The following is a 17,857-nucleotide window of genomic DNA, read 5'->3' as shown; positions in this document are numbered from 1 at the left end:
AACGGGGTTGAAAGCCTTTGAAAAAGAAAAGCGTCTGGATAAAAGCCGATGAAGGCGGATGGGAAGAACAGAAAGAGAGGATCACGACAGGCCTGGAATCCGGAGCCGACTGTATACTGGTAAACCCGGAAGAGGTGGAAAAAGTCCGGGAACTGGGAAACATTACAGTAGCAGCCTTTGCCCGCGACAATAAGTCCGGAGCTGACATCGTGGTCGTGGGAAAGAGAGGAGAAGGTGACGGGACAAAACCTCTGCCCCTGGAAATTCCGGGTTCTTTAGACGTAAACGCAGCAACCCTGCTCATGGACAAAGGCTTAACCGTAGGCGGATACGTAATCATAAAGGATAAACATTATGAACGCTTCGCAGCCGAAATGGGAAAAATCTGCAATTATCTGCTTGTTACAGGCACTGACTGGAAAGTCATCCCTCTCGAGAACCTGATAGCTGATCTCCAGCGAGAGAAAGTAAAGATCATTTTCGGAGTAAAAAGTGCAGAGGAAGCAAGACTCGCCTTCCAGACTCTTGAAACAGGAGCTGATGGAGTCCTTCTGGATAGTGGAAATCCGCAGGAAATAAAAGATACGATCAAGGCTGCAAGAGAACTGGAAAGCGAAAGTGCCAAACTTGAGGCTGCGGTTGTAACCAGGGTAGAACCCCTTGGGATGGGAGACAGGGTCTGCGTGGATACATGCAATCTCATGCAGCGTGGAGAAGGCATGCTCATAGGTTCGCAGGCAGGCGGGATGTTCCTGGTAAACTCGGAATCCGATGAAAGCCCTTACGTGGCAGCCCGTCCCTTCAGGGTAAATGCAGGTGCGGTTCACTCTTACATCAAAATTGGGGATAAAACCCGCTATCTTTCGGAACTCCAGACCGGAGATGCCGTAACTATTGTAGACTCAAAAGGGAAACAGCGGGAAGGTATAGTTGGCAGAGTCAAGATAGAAAGCCGCCCTCTCATGCTAATAGAAGCAAAAGCCAGAGACAGAACTTTAACTGCAATCCTGCAAAATGCCGAAACCATCAAACTGGTAGGAAAAGATGGAAACCCTATCTCAGTTGCAAAACTCAAGAAAGGAGATGAGGTCCTGGTCCGCCTCGAGGAAGGAGCCAGACATTTCGGCAAAAAAATAGAAGAAACGATTATAGAGAAGTGAACCAGGGAAAACCGAATAATAACCAGATTCCCTAACTCCCAACCCGGAGCGAGCAATGACGCAAATAGGCCCATTTGACCTTGAAAAAAAAACTGCAGTTGTTGCAGTAATCCTTGAAAAGCCTCTTGAAACTTCAAAAAAGGCAGCCGAAAAAGGAGCTGATATCCTTGAAATCCGGTTGGATTTGCTGGGAATCAGGGATCTGGAGAGAGCCGCAGAAATAATAAGGGAAATAAAATCCGAAGTCGGGCTTCCTGTAATCGCTACCAACCGCTCCAGGGCAGAAGGAGGAAAATGGGAGGGGACCGAGGAAGACCGAACAGGGCTTCTTATAGGGCTTCTTACATATTCCCTTTCCCTTAAAGACGGGCCGGATGCAGTTGATATCGAACTCTCTGCCAGCAGGGAAGAGAGAGATAAAGTTATAAAAGCGGCTAAAGATCACGGAAAAACCGTAATCGTTTCTTCCCACGACTTTTCAAAAACTCCTTCTCCTCAGGAAATGAAAGCAATTCTTACAGAAATGTTTCTTGCAGGGGCAGATATTGCCAAACTTGCAGTGATGCCTCAGTCAATGGAAGACGTTCTTAATCTGCTGAGAATTACACTGGACCTCAGGAAAGAAGGAAAATCAGTATGCACCATCTCAATGGGCAAACCCGGAAAACATACAAGGGTAGTTGCCCCTCTTTATGGTTCGGTCCTGACATACGGTTCAGTAGAAAGCGGTGCAGCCGCAGCCCCTGGTCAGCTTCCGGTAGACGAAGTAAAGAAGATAATGGAAATGCTAAAATGAAGCGAGTTTTTGGTGTATTTGGAGACCCTATAGGTCATTCCCTTTCCCCTGCCATGCATAATGCAGCGTTTTCAGCCCTTGGCATGGACTGCGTCTATCACGCTTTCAGGGTCAGGCCGGAAAAACTGGAAAAAGCAATCCTTGGAGCTGAAGCTATGGGATTTGGAGGGCTTAACCTGACAGTCCCATTAAAAGAAGAAGCCCTGAAACTGGAATTCATCAAGCCTGACCCCCTTGCAGAGAGAATTGGAGCAGTGAATACTGTCGTCTTCGGAAAAACAGGAGAAATCCGGGGGTACAACACTGACGGACTGGGAGCAAGGCAGGCCCTTCGAGAGGCTGCAGTGGAAATGGGGGGGTCTAAAGTGGTGGTTGCAGGGGCAGGAGGAGCAGCAAGGGCGGTTGCTTTTCAGCTTGCAGCCGACGGAGCTGAAATCACCATAATAAACCGGACAGAAGAAAGGGCAGTAGAACTTGCAAAAGAGATTTCAGCTGCAGCCCTTCCGGGAAAAATAAGCGGGACCGGGCTTTCAGGATTAAAAGAACTGTTGCAGGATGCAGATATCCTGATCAATACCACAACTCTCGGGATGCACACGAACACAGATGCAACTATTGCAACAGCAAAAGACCTTCACAGCGACCTTACTGTTTTTGACATAGTCTATAACCCATTTGAAACCAGGCTTTTAAAGGAAGCAAAGGCTGCAGGAGCAAAAACCGTAAGCGGAGTTTTAATGCTTGTCTATCAGGGAGCAGAAGCTTTCAAACTCTGGACAGGTGTTGAACCTCCAGTAGAAATCATGAAAAAAACCGTACTGGAGGCTCTGCAGACTTGAACACAGACCCTGAGAAACATAGTTCCGGAAAAACAAAGGTTCTGATCCTTGGCGGAACCGGAGAGATGGGGCAGTGGTTCACTCATTTTTTTAAAGAAAGGGACTATGAGGTTACAGTCTGGGGAAAGGGGGGCAAGGTGGAAGTCGCCCGGAAACTGAATGTGCCTTTTGCTTCGGACCTTGAGGCAGCTATCCCTGAAAATGATATAGTAATAGTATCCGTTCCAATCAACGCAACGGAAGAAACTATTGCAGAAGTCGCCCCGAAGATGAAAGCAGGAAGCCTCCTTATGGATTTCACCTCCACCAAAGTAAAACCTGTTGAAGCCATGCGGAGATTTGCACCTGCGAATGTTGAGATTCTTGGAACGCACCCAATGTTCGGCCCCACAATTCCCACCATCAGGGGGCAAACAGTAATCCTTGTCCCGGTAAAAGGGCGCTCGGAAAAATGGTTTCCTGTAATCAGGCAACTTTTTGAGGAAAGCGGCGCACATGTTGAAATCACGACAGCCGCCGAACACGACCGTCTGGTCTCAGTAGTACAGGGGCTTACTCATTTTGCTTATATCGCAATAGGGACGACCATTGACAGGCTTGACTTTGATATCAAGAAATCCAGGAAATTCGTAAGTCCGGTTTACAGTATAATGCTTGACTTTGTTGGCAGGATTCTGGGCCAGAACCCTTACCTCTACGCTCTTATCCAGATGGAAAACCCGGGTGTTCCGGAGGTGCATGAGGCATTTATAAAAGAATGTGAGGAACTTTCCAGCCTTGTGCGGGCTCATGATGAGGAGGGCTTTGTAAAGAAAATGAAAGCTGCTGCCCGGAAATATGATGATACCGCCCATGCCCTGCGAAGGTCGGATAAGCTGATTAATTCCAGAATAACCGAGTATGAGACTATCATGAACTCGGTAGGAAAAGTCTGCGGCTTTTCTCACTTTTATTCCGGAAAGGTCCATGTAGGTACACTGGAAAAAGTGGGACCGAATGAGATAATAATTACAAAACTTGCCTCAAAAGGCACCGCTCCCCATATAAAGAACAAATTCATAAAACTCAAACTTGAAAACCTTCGCCTTCTTTCAGAATCCGAATTGAGGGAGTGGAGAAAAGAAAACCTGAAGCATGCGATCAGGGATATTTCAGTCCTGATCCCTGAAGGCGCCGATCCTGAAGTCATCCTGAGCGCAGTAAACACAAACAACCATCTTGTAGCCTGTCAGATCAGTGATACCTACAATGGGACTAAGGGGACAGAAGCTGAAAATGAGAGAAGAGGGACAGACCGACTCGGAGTGACTTATAGGATAACTATTTTTGGAGATTGTAGTTCAGATTCTGTCGAAACTGAGGTGACAACCCTTCTCTGCGGGCTTGGATGCCGGGTAAGGGAAAAAAACCTGAGGCTGAAGGAATGAAAAAGAACTTTTACTTTAGAGTTGTATATTGATCATTGATCGCAGAGAAATTAATATAAACAATAAATAAATAGATACGGAATATAATGTCTCAGGTCAAATGGAAAATTTCTCTTTTATTTGCACTTATCACTCTTTCTATATTTGTTTCGCTTCTTTTAAGCGGTGATAAGTTCATGGAAAGCAGTGGGAATACAACAAACCCCACAGCCGTAGCTGGAGTTTCACGCGAAAATAGGATCATAAATTCCATAAATAAGCTGGAAACTGGTGACCATGAAACAAGATTAAACGCAGTAACCGAACTTGGAAAATTCGGAGAACCTGCAGCAAGTGCTCTTATTGAAAAGATTGAACCCGGAAATTCGAGTTCAGGAGAAATAAAAAGTTATCTGCTTCTTGCACTTCTTGAAACCGGAGATGAAAGAGCGGAAACTGTTCTTTCAGGAAACCTTGGGGAAAAAGAGGCTTCAAGTATGACTGCAGTCGAAAATGCAGTCGACGGGCAGAGAAATGGAGAAGTTTCAGAAGATATTGCACGGGCTATAGAAGCAAAAGATAAAGCCATGCGAGAGAGCCTTGCAAGATCCTTAACCAGTGAATATGGAAACGACACGGATATTCTCGAAGAAGCCCTTAAGGCAGAAGAACAGAATTCCACTCTCTATACTTCCTTTGCACTTTCAAATTTCGAATCTGGAGAAAACGGAGACGAAACCGAAATACTTCTTAAAGCCCTTAAAAGCGAAAAAGGATACGTAAGAGTTGCAGCTGCAATGGCTCTTGGACAAAAGGAGGAAAAAGCCGCAACAGAGCCCTTACTGAAGATGCTTAATCAGGATTATCCTCTGGCGAGACACAGTGCAGCTATGGCACTTGGAGAACTCAGAGATGAAAGAGCTGTAGATGCCCTGATGATGGAATTGAAAAATAATGAGAAAGATTACATCAGGAGCAGCACTGCAGTCGCCCTTGGGAAAACAGAATCAGAAGAAGCTGTACCCTATCTTATCGAGAGGCTGAGAGACACGAAAGCTTCGGTAAGAAGTACTGCAGCCCTCACACTAGGTAAAATGGGAAACGAATCAGCGGTAGGACCCCTGATAGACGTTCTGGAAAGCGGAAAAGAAGTTGAAGGAAGAAGAAAAGATACCGTGAACACAAATGCAGATGTCCGAAAAAGCGTTGTCCTTGCCCTTGGAGGAATAGGAGGCTCTGAGGCTACGGAAGCATTAACCGGCGTACTAAACGATAATAAGGAAACTCTTGAGGTAAGGATAGCTGCAGCCTCAGCTCTTGGGAACATAGGAAGCCCTGAAGCTGTAAGTACTCTTAGAACGGTATTTGACAACCCTGGCATGGATATGGGCATCAGAAACGGAGCCCTCCTTGGTCTTGGCAAAACAGAAAACCAGGAAACTGCAGGGTTTTTTGTAGAAAAACTGGGAGATAAAGACTTTGGAGTTAGTGCCAGAGAAACCCTTGTAGATATGGGAGAAACGGCAGTTAATCCTCTTATAGAAAACCTGAAAACAGAAGATAAGAAAGTGAAGGATGAGACCGCCCTGATTCTTATTGAAATTGGGGACCCGCGGGCAGTTGAACCTCTTATTCTGGCTTATCAATGATTCAAAAATCTTGAAAAGAAATTGCAAAGAAAAAAGCGGCTGAAAAAGCCGCATTCTTTTTTATTCAGATGTACTCATTTTACGGATAATCCGTGTTTGATTTAAATTTTCTTCTTTTTGGGACTAAATATTAGAAGAAAAAAATATAAAAAGAAAAATTAAATCAGGCTGATAAGATCTTCCAGCGCCGCCCTGGGATCTGCTGCTTTAACAATTCCCGAGGCCAGGAGTACACCCTGCGAGCCAAGGTCAAGGGCTGCCCTGAGGTCTTCGCCTTTTGAAATTCCGGCGCCACAAAGCACTTTTACTCCGGGATTGATTTTTGCAACTGCTTCAACCGAGCCGCTAACAACTTCAGGGTCGGCTTTTGAGACCGGAATTCCGCTGCCTATAAGCTCCGGCGGTTCGATTGCTACATAATCGGGTCCAAGGGCTGCGGCTGCTGCAGTTGTGGGAACGTTGTTAGTACAGATAACTGCCCTGAGTCCGAATTCTTTTGCCGCCTTCAAGGAGGCCTCAATTTCTGCAAGGGTCAGTCGCCTTTCAGAGTGATTAATAAGAGTCCCGACAGCTCCCGCTTCTTTTATGCATTTTCCAAAAACATGCCCCGTAAAACTTCCTGCTCCTACCCCATCCAGATGCTGGGAAAAAACCGGAAGTTCAACCTCAGAGGCTACCCTGTAAATATCCGGAAACTGGGGAGCTACTGCAATCTCGATACCTGATTCTTCGGATACGGCTCTACAGGCCATTGCAATCTCGACTGCTCCGTAGCCTGTGCCCTGCAAATAAGTTTTGTAGTTCAGTAAAATGAATGGTGAACCCAGGAAAATCCCCTCCTGAAAAATGAAAAGAAAATGAAACGAAATGAAAAAGAAAAAAGTGTGAAAACCCACACTTTCTTCAATAGTTTCTGCCGGAGATTTTGCCGCAACTTGTTTTATTAACAGCTTTTTTAACAGCTTATATAACAAACCGTTTTAGCAGTTTTTCCGGCAACTTTTTATGGAAGTTTTTAAAGCCTGCTCAGAAATCAGTCATGATTCTGAACTGGTCGATTTCAGGTTTGTTAAGGCTGTTAATGAACTGCTCAGCCATATCTCTGATATCTTTTGCGTTGGTGATAGCACGTCCGACCACAAGGATATCAGCACCCTGACCAAGGGCTACAGGCACCTTGTCGAGACGGACTCCGCCTGCAACTGCAACCAGGGTCTTTGGAGCAATCTTCTTGATATCAGCAATGTTGCCCCAGGCGTGTTCGGTACCTTCGATGTCGATTCCACGGTGGAGTTCAATGACATCAGGCATGACCTTGAGCTGCTTTAAGACCGAAATCGGGTCGTGCTGGTTGAGAGTATCCATGACCGCATAGATGCCTGTCTTGTGGGCTTCTTCAATGAGCTTGTCAATGGTGCTGATCGGGGCAAGGGCAGAGACCACAATGGCATCGCCTGCAGCGTCTGCAACCATTCTTGCTTCAAGGTTTCCGGTATCCAGGGTCTTTAAGTCAGCAACAATGAAGGCGTCGGGCTTGACATCCCTGATCTTGGAAATTACATCCATGCCGTAGCGCTTGATAAGGGGGGTGCCTGCTTCGATAATGACGTGGTCACTGTTCGGGATCTGAGAAATAGCCGAAAGCACGAACTCGAGGTTCGGGTTGTCAAAAGCAATCTGCAGGTAAGGTGGGTCCCAGAGCCTGATGACTTTAAAGCCCATGATGGCGTGGGTGGACTTGTTGCTCTCTTCAAGCACAGTGTCGATGTCCGGGAAGCCTTCAAGTGCTCTCTTGAGCGCAAGTTTTGTGGCGCCGTAGTTGTACCTGTAGATCTTGTTATAGTCCTGGGCATCAGGGTGAATAAAGACGCTAGCTACAATGACAAGGTCTTCAGCCTGGGCCTTTGAGATTACGCCTTCTTCTACTGAGTCTGCTACTGCCTTTGCAACTGCTGACTGGGCAGGTCCGAAAATTCTTGATGCCTGCTCCATGTTCTTTACAGTGACCTTCGGGATAATAAGGGTTGAAGGTTTAGCCGGCAGGTTTGGCCTTATAACGGACAGGAGAGGAGTGTGTCCGGCTGAAAGCTGAGTAAGACCATTTGCAAAAGCCTGTCCTACAGGACCCTCCTTGTCTCCTATCATCAAATCAACATGGGCAAGTTCTGCACCCTGCCCCATTAATGCTTCTCCTATCTGAAACATGTTTAACCTCGAAAATGCTATGAAAGAAATATTAGAATATTTGATAGTTAGTTGTTTGAGAACGAATTTATCATTGAACCGAGGGATAGCATAACCCTTTTGCCTGCTAAACGCCAGCCTGATATAAATAATCTTGTATCATCCCAAACAGTTTTTCGACAGCCTACAGGTTCTCTGCACTTTGATTCCATAATTACGGAGTTTCCAAAAACTCCCAATCAAAGGAGAATTTTAGGACACATGTCGTTCAGGACGCAAACTCCGCACCTGGGAGAAATAGGCCGGCAAATATTTTGCCCTAATTTTACAAGCAAGAGATTTATATGTTTCCAGTACCTCTGAGGAAATATCTTTTTTAATTCTCTTTCGGTCTCTTCAGGAGCTTTTGTTTCAACCAGGCCGAGCCTGTTAGAAATCCTGTGAACATGTGTATCGACTGCAAGGGCATCTTTAAGGAATGCATGCGCAAGTACACAGTTAGCTGTCTTTCGGCCGACTCCGGGTAGTTTAAGGAGAGTTTCCACCTCATCCGGAACCCTGCCATTGTATTCTTCCAGTAAAATTCCGGAGATTTCCTTTATCCTTCCGGCTTTGACCCTGTAGAAGCCTACATCTCTTATAAGCGCTTCAATCTCTTCAACATCAGTCTCGACCATTTCCTCAGGAGTAGAGAATCTCTCAAAAAGCCTCTTTGCTGCAGGATAGGTTACGTCGTCCCGGGTTCTGTGAGACATGACAGTGGAGATTAACACAAAAAAGGGCTCTCTCGAGCCATCAGCATAGCCCTCCGGATAAAGTTCGAAAAGCCTCCGCATGAGTTCATCAATGTCCATGTCCAGAGTTAGTATTCTCTTAATATAAAAATTATAAAAATCCGGATTCTAAATTACAGGCTAAAAAAGGTAAAAAATAGGAAATTAAAAAGCTTTGAGAAGAGATTTTAAAAGTAGTTTAAAAAGCCTCGGCAGCGTCAGATGTGTATAAGAGACAGCTCTGCAGGCGATTGCGTAGCCGCTCCGCCACCTTGGCACAAAGTGGATTTTCTTAAAGCACTTTATTGAATATATAGTTTTAGGTTAAATCGATTACTAAAAGAGAAAAAGCCAAGATCCGGATTCGAACCGGAATGGTATCGCTCTGCAGGCGATTGCGTAGCCGCTCCGCCATCTTGGCATTATTGAACACGGATTAGTCGTGTAGATGCAATTAAAGTAATTTCTAATATATAAATATTTAGCTGGATGCAACAATTTTGAAAGAATTTTACAACTATTTGGTAAAAAATGTGTTATGTTATCCCCCGAAAGAGATAACCGAGTTAGATTAAACCGAGTTAGATTAAACCGAGTTAGATAAAAATGTTGGAAAAAACACTGGATAAAACAAACATTGCCGCAACTATAGCCAGTAAGATGACTACGAAAGTAGGCAGGAGTACAGCTATCGCCGATTTCACCATGCTTACATCATGTACAATCATGCCGCCCACAATATAGAGATATATCTCATAAAGCCCGAAGAACCAACCGATTAAAGGAATCCAGGAAAGCGCCATCACGGCAGATGCATAAGATATGAACCTGACAGTGCCTTCGTAACTTCCAGTTCCTCCAAGAACTTTATAAATAATATAGAATATTGCAGCTCCGATAAAGATAGAGATGATACCTACAATAGGTGCCATAATCACAGTCATAAGTACAGTGGAAAAGCCAAATTCAGTGATACCACCGTACCCATACATACCTCTCATCATTCCGCGGCCAAAAAGTCCAGTTAAAAGCCCGTATATGATATAACTGATTGCTGCAAAGGTAAGCGGTTCATTATATCCTCCGGTCGTTGGCATTTTCCTGTAAAAATCAGACGGCCTTTGTATAACTTCTTTCCATGTTTCGATGTAATCCATAGTTTCCCCCATTAAAAATATGCATGAGCCTTATTTAAAGAGATTTGTGAGGAAAAAAGTGAAAGTCTGAAGTTCCGTTAAGATAACTCTGTCTTACAGCAAGAGTCCGGCTTCAGTTATTAAAGGTGAGCGCATCCTTCGAGACTTAGATAGGGGCGTCGGGATAGAAATCCAGCAATTCAAATGGATTCGAACTCGCTTTTAGAGAAGTATAGCTAAAAGAGAGCCGGAACATAAAAATCAAGTAATAAAAATAACAGATGAAAATAACGGGATGAAAAAAGGTAAGAATAATAAAACTTAGAAACGGCTTCAAAAGAATAAACATATCTAAAGATAGTGGAAAGCCATGTAAAAGAACCAGGAAACAGACAAAATAGTCCAGAAGAGAGACAAAGTAACAAGATCAAGAAGAATAGCAGCTTCAAAGAAGTAAAACAACAGTAATATCAAAAAATCAATTATCAGAAAAACATTTTTAGAGAAAACGATATTCAGAATAGATTTAAAGTAGTATAGGGTGAGTTTGGCAGCGATCCAGAGTTCCCGAAGGCTCGCACACTTCAGTACAGTAAGGAACGTGGACAGGCTTATCTTCTGTGTTCGGAAAGGGTACAGGAGTTGCCCTGCCGCTATGGCCGCCAAGCTCGACCTTATAAAGGGGATAGGAAAGAAGTCATGTATAGGGGTGCTGCATACTGAATTTCGCCTGGACCTGAATTAGGTGAAAGGAACGGATAGTTAGTGAACGCGGACTGAACACCTCGTTGCCTTGGTGCTTACATCCCGTTTCTATCAAACCGGTCTTTTACCGGAATCCTTAAAGAGGTCTCTTTTTAGGTCAGATTTCGAGCTTAGATGCATTCAGCTCTTATTCCTTAGCGCGTAGCTGCCCGGCGATGCCTTGTCAGACAACCGGTACACCAGTGGCGCCGCTGCTTGGTTCCTCTCGTACTAAAAGCAGCTTACCCGCAGACCTCTGGCACCTCTAGTAGATAGTAACCGACCTGTCTCACGACGGTCTAAACCCAGCTCACGATCTCCTTTAATAGGCGAACAACCTCACCCTTGGCCGCTGCTGCACGGCCAGGATGGAAAGAACCGACATCGAGGTAGCAAGCTGCCGGGTCGATATGTACTCTTGCCGGCAACGACTCAATTATCCCCGGGGTAACTTTTCTGTCATTTTTGGCCCCCACCAAGGAGGCTCAAAAGTTCGCTAGAACCGACTTTCGTCTCGTCATCCACTGCTTTGCTGAATAACGTCAGGCTGACTTATACTCTTGCACTCTTCAGCGAGTTTCCGACCCGCTTGAGTCAACCATTGCGCGCCCTTGATATCTTTTCAAGGGCGTCCCGCCCCAGGCAAACTGCCCACCTATCGGGGTCCTCTTCGCAGAGTTAGGGTCGTAGTTCCAGAAGGGTAGTGTCCCAATTGTGACTCCACGGATGCTGGCGCACCCGCTTCGACGTCTCCTACCTACACTGTACATCCAGAACCACAACCCAACGACAGGCTGCAGTAAAGCTCCACGGGGTCTTCACTTCCCCCTAGAGGTCTCTAGACTGTGCACTAGAATGTAAGCTTCACCGGACTCCAGTTAGGGACAGTAGGGCTCTCATTGATCCATTCATGCAAGTCGCCAATTAAGCGACAAGGTACTACGCTACCTTAAGAGGGTCATAGTTACCCCCGCTGTTTACAGGCCCTTCTTCCCGTTGAACCGGGGTTTCAGGTACCTGCACTGAGCAGGATTCAGAGATTGTACTAGCCCTTACGGGTTTGCAATCTCCTATGTTGATATTAGACAGTTAGAGCCCCCTGGTCACTGCGACCTGCTGTCTACACAGCAGGCACTCCTTCTCCCGAAGTTACGGAGCTAATTTGCCGAATTCCCTTAACTGAATTACTCCGACACGCCTTAGCCTTTTCAGCTAGGGGCACCAGTGTCAGTTCTCGGTACGGACATTTAGCTGTCCTTTTCACGGGTTCCTGGGTGCAGCCGACTTACGCCATTACAGATTCGCCCGCTTCTCGCCATTACGGCTCTCCACAGGTTTAGCTGCTTAGACGGCGCGACGACGCCGCTCGGCCTGCCCGAAAACGTCAGACTTTAGTGCTAAATGGTACAGGAATATTAACCTGTTTCCCTTTTGGCGTACTCGAATTACGGTACGTCTTAGGACCGACTAACCCTCGGCTGACGATCATTGCCGAGGAAACCTGGCCCCTTCGGCGGCAGGGATTCTCACCCTGCTTTGCTGCTACTATTACCAGGATTTTCGTTTGTGAACGGTCCACAGGACTTTACAGCCCTGCTTCAGCCCGAACACAACGCCTTCCTACGAGATTACCTTGCGGTACTCCGTGGTATCGGTGGTCGACTTGAGCCCCGTCAATTTTCGGGGCCCCAAACCTCGACTGGTGAGCTGTTACGCACTCTTTGAAGGGTAGCTGCTTCTAAGCTAACCTTCCAGCTGTCTTGGGCTTGGGACGCCCTTTAGTGTTAACACTTAGTCGACACTTGGGGACCTTAACCACGGGCTGGGTTGTCTCCCTTACGGACTACAAGCTTACCCCAGTAGTCCGGACTCCGACTTTCTCAGATGACAGTGGGTTTGGAGTTTGACAGGCGGGCGAGGGATTTCTCCCCCGGAACCGCCAATCAGTGCTCTACTCCACCGACGATCTCCAGTCAGGTCATGCTACGACATGTTTCGGAAGGAACCAGCGGATGCCGGGTTAGATTAGCATTTCACTACGAGACGCAGGTCACGCGAATGATTTGCAGATCAAAACCGCTTGCGGTCCTCCACGTAGCTTTCGCCACGCTTCAACCTGCCCACGCCTAGATCACCCGGCTTCGGGTCGTACCCCGGTGACTCCACGCACTTGTATACGTCGTGCCTCGCCCGAAGGCTGCGCACATGTTGCTTTCGCTTCGGCTGCCCAGATAAAAGGTTAGCCATTGCCACCAAGATACACTCCCTGGCCCGTTCTTCAAAACGTAAGATACGACACTGGCAGTGACATTCGTACTACATCCTCGCGAATGATTCCTTCATGTCAAAGATCCTTTCATGCCGTATCGTTCCATCACTATCAGGTTTCAGGCACTTTGCACCTCCCTTCTCGGGGTACTTTTCAGCGTTCGGTCACCCTACTATTTCGCTATCGGTCTCAAGTAGTATTTAGTTTTGGAGGTTGGTGCCCCCCAGATTCCCGCACGATATCCAACGCACGGTACTCAGGGACATGTTCCGGTTTATTGGCTTACACCTAAGTGACTGTCACACTCTATGGTCTGCCGTTCCAGGCAAGTTCGGTTTCGCCGCCAAACGTTTGAACAGCCCTACAACACCACATTTCCCCGAAGGGATTCGGTTTGAACTGTGCCGTGTTCACTCGCCGTTACTAGCGGCATCTCGTTTGATTTCTTTTCCAGCTCCTACTGAGATGTTTCAATTCGGAGCGTTCCCGATCATTACTGATCACTATGGAGAGGTCCCATTCGGAGATCCCGGGTTCATTGGATCCATGCACCTACCCCGGGCTTATCGCAGCTTGGCACGTCCTTCATCAGCTCTTGAGCCGAGCCATCCACCTGATAGCATAACTCCTGTTACACCTAACCAGGTCCAGTTAGCGTTCAATATACAGCACCTATACACGACTTCATATGCCCGCGGTTCCGCGCAGGCTATCCACCCTTCCCCGGTAAACTACTTACCGGGTGCACAAAAATGGACTTGCTGGGATTTGAACCCAGGGCCTCTGCCTTGCAAAGGCAGCGATCTTCCAGCTGATCTACAAGCCCGAGAGAGACTAGAGATCCACAAAGGATCTCAGAGTTGAGGATTTGTTCGGTTTATCGGCATCTGGGTGATAGTGTTTTTATGCTTAGGAGGTGATCCAGCCGCAGATTCCCCTACGGCTACCTTGTTACGACTTAACCCCCCTTGCGAAATTCAGGTTCGAACACGGCACAGAGTCCGTGCCCTCACCCATACCTCACTCGGGTGGTTTGACGGGCGGTGTGTGCAAGGAGCAGGGACGTATTCACCGCGCTATATTGAAACGCGATTACTACGGATTCCAGCTTCACGAGGGCGAGTTACAGCCCTCGATCCGAACTACGAATGGGTTTGTGAGATTGCCAACCCCTTTCGGGGTAGGGACCCATTGTCCCATCCATTGTAGCCCGCGTGTAGCCCGGGAGATTCGGGGCATACTGACCTACCGTGGCCCGCACCTTCCTCCGATTTAACACCGGCGGTCCCCACAGAGTACCCATCGTCCCGGAGGACATGCTGGTAACAGTGGGCACGGGTCTCGCTCGTTGCCTGACTTAACAGGATGCTTCACAGTACGAACTGGCGACGGCCATGCACCTCCTCTCAGCGATTCAGGCAAAGTCTTCAGCTTGGCCTACATATTGCTGTCGCCCCCGGTGAGTTGTCCGGCGTTGAGTCCAATTAAACCGCAGGCTCCACCCGTTGTTGTGCTCCCCCGCCAATTCCTTTAAGTTTCAGCCTTGCGGCCGTACTTCCCAGGTGGCTCGCTTCACGGCTTCCCTGCGGCACCAGACACGGTCGCGCCATGCCTGACACCTAGCGAGCATCGTTTACGGCTGGGACTACCCGGGTATCTAATCCGGTTCGTGCCCCCAGCTTTCGTCCCTCACCGTCGAACCCGTTCTGGTAAGACGCCTTCGCCACAGGTGGTCCCACAGGGATTACAAGATTTCACTCCTACCCCTGTAGTACCTCTTACCTCTCCCGGTTCCAAGCCTGGCAGTATCCCCCGAAAGCCTAACGGTTGAGCCGTCAGATTTCCCGGAGGACTGACCAAACCGGCTACGGACCCTTTAGACCCAATAATCACGATCACCACTCGGGCCGCCGGTGTTACCGCGGCGGCTGGCACCGGTCTTGCCCGGCCCTTGCTAACAGGTGTAGTTTACACACCTGGACAGCCAGCAAATGTTGCTGGCACTCGGTGTCCCCTTATCACGGTTTCCCGCATTGTAAAGTTTTCGCGCCTGCTGCGCCCCGTAGGGCCTGGATTCATGTCTCAGAATCCATCTCCGGGCTCTTGCTCTCACAACCCGTACCCGTCGTTGGCTAGTAGGTACATTACACCCACTACTACCTGATAGGCCGCAGACCCATCCTTGGGCAGACGAATCCATTTTACGCATAAAGCATTCCAGCATATATGCGGTATCCGGAATTATCCCCAGTTTCCCGGGGTTATGCCGGTCCCAAGGGCAGGTTATCCACGTGTTACTGAGCAGTACGCCATGTTCACGAAGAACATATGACTCGCATGGCTTAGGCGAACACCGATAGCAGTAACCTCTGGCAGGATCAACCAGAATTGTTATACACACTTTGTTCCTTAAAGGTCTTGGTCGCAGAAACTTGCACTAACAACTAGCAATTCAGTTAGTTCATTTCGCGATAGATGTTGAAACATCTATCACCCAGAATTAACCGAACCGACAAATCCTCGTCAGACAGAAAAAATAACTCCTGTCTCCACCAAATTAATAATGAGTAGTAATTGCTGCATTTATGATGCAGGAAATTATAGTTACGCACTCATAGTATATAAAGGTATCGAATCCCCCCTTGACAGGAAGAACCTTCGCCAGATTGCTATGAGAAAACTTTCTCGCGGGATTTGAGATCCACGCCAGAGAGAGATATATGTACACGCTCATAGTATATAAAGCATTGTATTTCTCTTTTGAAAAAAGACGAAATATCAAACCACATGACTATGAGAGAACCAACCAACACAATAATATTCGTGCTGGTACTGGAAACATACATACACGAGTTTTAGTATATAAAGCTTTTCATTCAGGCAACATTGTATAGAAAAACAAACATAACATATAATGAAATTTTGTTTTTTTCAGTTCCTGAATCCCACCCAGGAATTAATAATTCAAGAGCGGTGCACGCTTGTTTTACGTGTGAGACATACAAACATGTATCAGATATATATACCTGTCGCCAGGCAAATCACATAAAAAATAATAATAATAAGAATGGATAAAAAGAAAGCAGAAAAGCGCAGCATTAAAATAACAACAGGAAGTTGAAAGCGGCACGATGAATAACCTTAAAGCCCGAAAAAAGAGATATAGGATATATAGGGTATAAAAATTAAAAATAATATAATAATTGCAAACTACATATAACGAGGTATCACACTGGCGGACTTAAAGAAACCTATATCAAAAGCCAATCCCAGCACGGAAGAGACAGTAACAAGAATACGTACTCCGCGCAGGGAAAATAACGAGATTCTGGCAACCGTTGAAAGTCTCCTTGGTGCAAACCGTCTTAAGCTCCGTTGCATAGATGGAGTCGTCCGTATGGGGAGAATTCCGGGTTCGATGAAGAAGAAAACCTGGATTAGAGAGGGAGATGTTGTCATCGTTGTGCCATGGGAGTTTCAGAACGAAAAGGCAGACGTTATATGGAAATACACAAGGCCACAGGTAGACTGGCTCGAGAGAAAAGGGTACCTGAAAGGATAACATAGTAATGGACCAGGACGAGAAAATAAGGCGCCTTGACAGCGCCAAAGATAAAGCGCGTGCCAGGGAGAAAGACTCCTCCAGGCTGAAGGTGGAAGAAAATGTATTCGACGTGCCCACCCTTAAAGTCCTTTATACCCTTTCCAATAAAGGCATAATAAAGGCGTTGGGGGGCTCGATCAGTACTGGAAAGGAAGCAAATGTCTTCTATGCAGAAGGTGAGGAAAGAGAACTGGCAATAAAGATATACAGAATGGCCAGCAGCACTTTCAAGGCGATGGATGCCTATATTATGAAAGACCCTCGCTTCACAAACATTAGAAATAACAGGCGAGACATCATTTTTGCATGGACACGCAAGGAATTCCAGAACCTGACGCGTGCAAAGAGCGCAGGAATACGAGTGCCTGAGCCACTGGTTGCGGAGAAAAATATTCTTATAATGGAGTTCATGGGAGAAGAAAAGGTGCCCTATCCCCTATTGAAGAACACGCACCTGGAAAACGATGAAGCAAAGCTTGTTTATGACAGAATCGTCGAATATATGCGCCTCCTCAATAAAGAAGCGAATCTCGTCCATGCCGACCTGAGTGAATACAATATCCTCATTGATCCGGCAGATACGACCCCGATTTTCATCGACATGGGGCAGTCTGTGACTCTAGAACACCCTAATGCCAGAGAGTTTCTCTACAGAGACGTGCAAAATATACTCAGGTTCTTCAGCCGCTATGGAATAACAGACAAACCTGAAGAACTGCTTTCAAAAATACAGGCGGAAACAACATGACTCAGTATCTTAAAATTCCCAAAGAGCGAATCGGAGCAATTATTGGTCCTAAAGGAGAAACAAAGAAATTTATCGAGGACAAAACCGCTTGTCAACTAGACATAGACAGCGACAGCGGAAAAATCGATATTACCTGCGGGGAAGATCCATTGAAAGAATTCAGGATTCTTGAAACCCTCAAAGCTATAGGAAGAGGTTTTAGTCCCGAAAAAGCCCTTGGAATCCTTGAAGATGACATGTTAATGCTTGAGATCATTGACCTATCCGACGTCGCCACCACTCCAAAAGAGCTCCAGCGCGTAAAAGGCAGGATTATAGGGAGAGGTGGACGAACCAGAGAGCTTGCAGAAAGCCTGATAAATGTCAAGATATCAGTATACGGAAAAACCGTATCCATACTCGGATACCCTGAACAGAACACCATAATCCGAACAGCCATAAAAATGCTGCTTGACGGAGCTACACACGGCGCGGTATATAAGTTCCTTGAAAAGAAGCATCAGGAGCTATTACATTCCCAGCTGGACTCAATTGAATATTACTAAAAAA

General features: G+C 46.7%; 12 protein-coding genes, 2 tRNA genes and 3 rRNA genes. 8 read left to right on the top strand and 9 right to left on the bottom strand.

From position 1 onward, the window contains the following. The first annotated feature begins 17 nt into the window (after positions 1-17). The 5 genes from EO98_RS01645 to EO98_RS01625 all read left to right on the top strand — a co-directional run bounded on the left by EO98_RS01645 (position 18) and on the right by EO98_RS01625 (position 5,850). A complete protein-coding gene (locus tag EO98_RS01645) occupies positions 18-1,160 on the top strand; it encodes a 3-dehydroquinate synthase II (protein WP_048141763.1) in 1,143 nt (380 codons plus the stop codon). A 55-nt stretch (positions 1,161-1,215) separates the two neighbouring features. Beyond that, positions 1,216-1,956, top strand: coding sequence for a type I 3-dehydroquinate dehydratase (aroD, locus tag EO98_RS01640; protein WP_048141761.1), 741 nt, complete (start codon positions 1,216-1,218; stop codon positions 1,954-1,956). After that, on the top strand, positions 1,953-2,795 hold the full coding sequence (locus EO98_RS01635; RefSeq protein WP_048141759.1) for a shikimate dehydrogenase: 843 nt from the start codon (positions 1,953-1,955) through the stop codon (positions 2,793-2,795). Before aroD ends, EO98_RS01635 begins: the two co-directional genes overlap by 4 nt. Next, the gene (locus EO98_RS01630; RefSeq protein ID WP_048141757.1) at positions 2,792-4,222 is read left to right on the top strand and encodes a prephenate dehydrogenase; all 1,431 of its coding nucleotides are present in this window, start codon (positions 2,792-2,794) and stop codon (positions 4,220-4,222) included. The genes EO98_RS01635 and EO98_RS01630 overlap by 4 nt, the downstream gene beginning before the upstream one ends. Before the next feature lie 176 nt (positions 4,223-4,398). Next, positions 4,399-5,850, top strand: coding sequence for a HEAT repeat domain-containing protein (locus EO98_RS01625; RefSeq protein ID WP_235283714.1), 1,452 nt, complete (start codon positions 4,399-4,401; stop codon positions 5,848-5,850). A gap of 158 nt (positions 5,851-6,008) precedes the next feature. On the opposite strand, the gene tpiA is transcribed toward EO98_RS01625, so the two are convergent. The 9 genes from tpiA to EO98_RS01580 form a co-directional block, all read right to left on the bottom strand. Next, positions 6,009-6,677: a triose-phosphate isomerase gene (gene tpiA, locus EO98_RS01620; RefSeq protein ID WP_048132286.1), complete on the bottom strand. Its 669-nt coding sequence runs from the start codon at positions 6,675-6,677 to the stop codon at positions 6,009-6,011. A 199-nt stretch (positions 6,678-6,876) separates the two neighbouring features. Further along, on the bottom strand, positions 6,877-8,055 hold the full coding sequence (locus EO98_RS01615) for a bifunctional 5,6,7,8-tetrahydromethanopterin hydro-lyase/3-hexulose-6-phosphate synthase (protein WP_048132288.1): 1,179 nt from the start codon (positions 8,053-8,055) through the stop codon (positions 6,877-6,879). A gap of 218 nt (positions 8,056-8,273) precedes the next feature. Continuing rightward, a complete protein-coding gene (gene nth, locus EO98_RS01610) occupies positions 8,274-8,888 on the bottom strand; it encodes an endonuclease III (RefSeq protein ID WP_048141753.1) in 615 nt (204 codons plus the stop codon). Between the two features lie 268 nt (positions 8,889-9,156). Continuing rightward, positions 9,157-9,228 (bottom strand) — tRNA-Cys (locus EO98_RS01605). Between the two features lie 175 nt (positions 9,229-9,403). After that, positions 9,404-9,964 (bottom strand): YIP1 family protein, encoded by a 561-nt coding sequence (locus EO98_RS01600; RefSeq protein WP_048141751.1) that lies wholly within the window; start codon positions 9,962-9,964, stop codon positions 9,404-9,406. Positions 9,965-10,488: 524 nt separating this feature from the next. Further along, positions 10,489-10,610 (bottom strand): 5S ribosomal RNA (rrf, locus tag EO98_RS01595). 75 nt (positions 10,611-10,685) lie between these two features. Beyond that, a 23S ribosomal RNA gene (locus EO98_RS01590) occupies positions 10,686-13,590 on the bottom strand. 119 nt (positions 13,591-13,709) lie between these two features. Then, positions 13,710-13,782, bottom strand: a tRNA-Ala gene (locus tag EO98_RS01585). A gap of 85 nt (positions 13,783-13,867) precedes the next feature. Continuing rightward, positions 13,868-15,345: ribosomal RNA gene (locus EO98_RS01580) — 16S ribosomal RNA — on the bottom strand. The 16S, 23S and 5S rRNA genes sit together here with 1 tRNA gene alongside, the layout of an rRNA operon. 837 nt (positions 15,346-16,182) lie before the next feature. On the opposite strand from EO98_RS01580, the gene eif1A reads away from it, so the two are divergent. The 3 genes from eif1A to EO98_RS01565 are packed head-to-tail and all read left to right on the top strand — an operon-like array spanning position 16,183 to position 17,853. Then, positions 16,183-16,518 (top strand): translation initiation factor eIF-1A, encoded by a 336-nt coding sequence (eif1A, locus tag EO98_RS01575; RefSeq protein ID WP_200895223.1) that lies wholly within the window; start codon positions 16,183-16,185, stop codon positions 16,516-16,518. A gap of 7 nt (positions 16,519-16,525) precedes the next feature. Continuing rightward, positions 16,526-17,308, top strand: coding sequence for a serine protein kinase RIO (locus EO98_RS01570; RefSeq protein WP_048136997.1), 783 nt, complete (start codon positions 16,526-16,528; stop codon positions 17,306-17,308). Next, positions 17,305-17,853, top strand: coding sequence for a KH domain-containing protein (locus tag EO98_RS01565; protein WP_048136999.1), 549 nt, complete (start codon positions 17,305-17,307; stop codon positions 17,851-17,853). The genes EO98_RS01570 and EO98_RS01565 overlap by 4 nt, the downstream gene beginning before the upstream one ends. Positions 17,854-17,857: the final 4 nt, after the last annotated feature.

This window comes from Methanosarcina sp. 2.H.T.1A.6, from assembly GCF_000979455.1.
Classification (GTDB): Archaea; Halobacteriota; Methanosarcinia; order Methanosarcinales; family Methanosarcinaceae; genus Methanosarcina.
The sequence above is the reverse complement of the archived record's forward strand: the minus strand, read 5'-3'. Positions and strand labels throughout refer to the sequence as shown.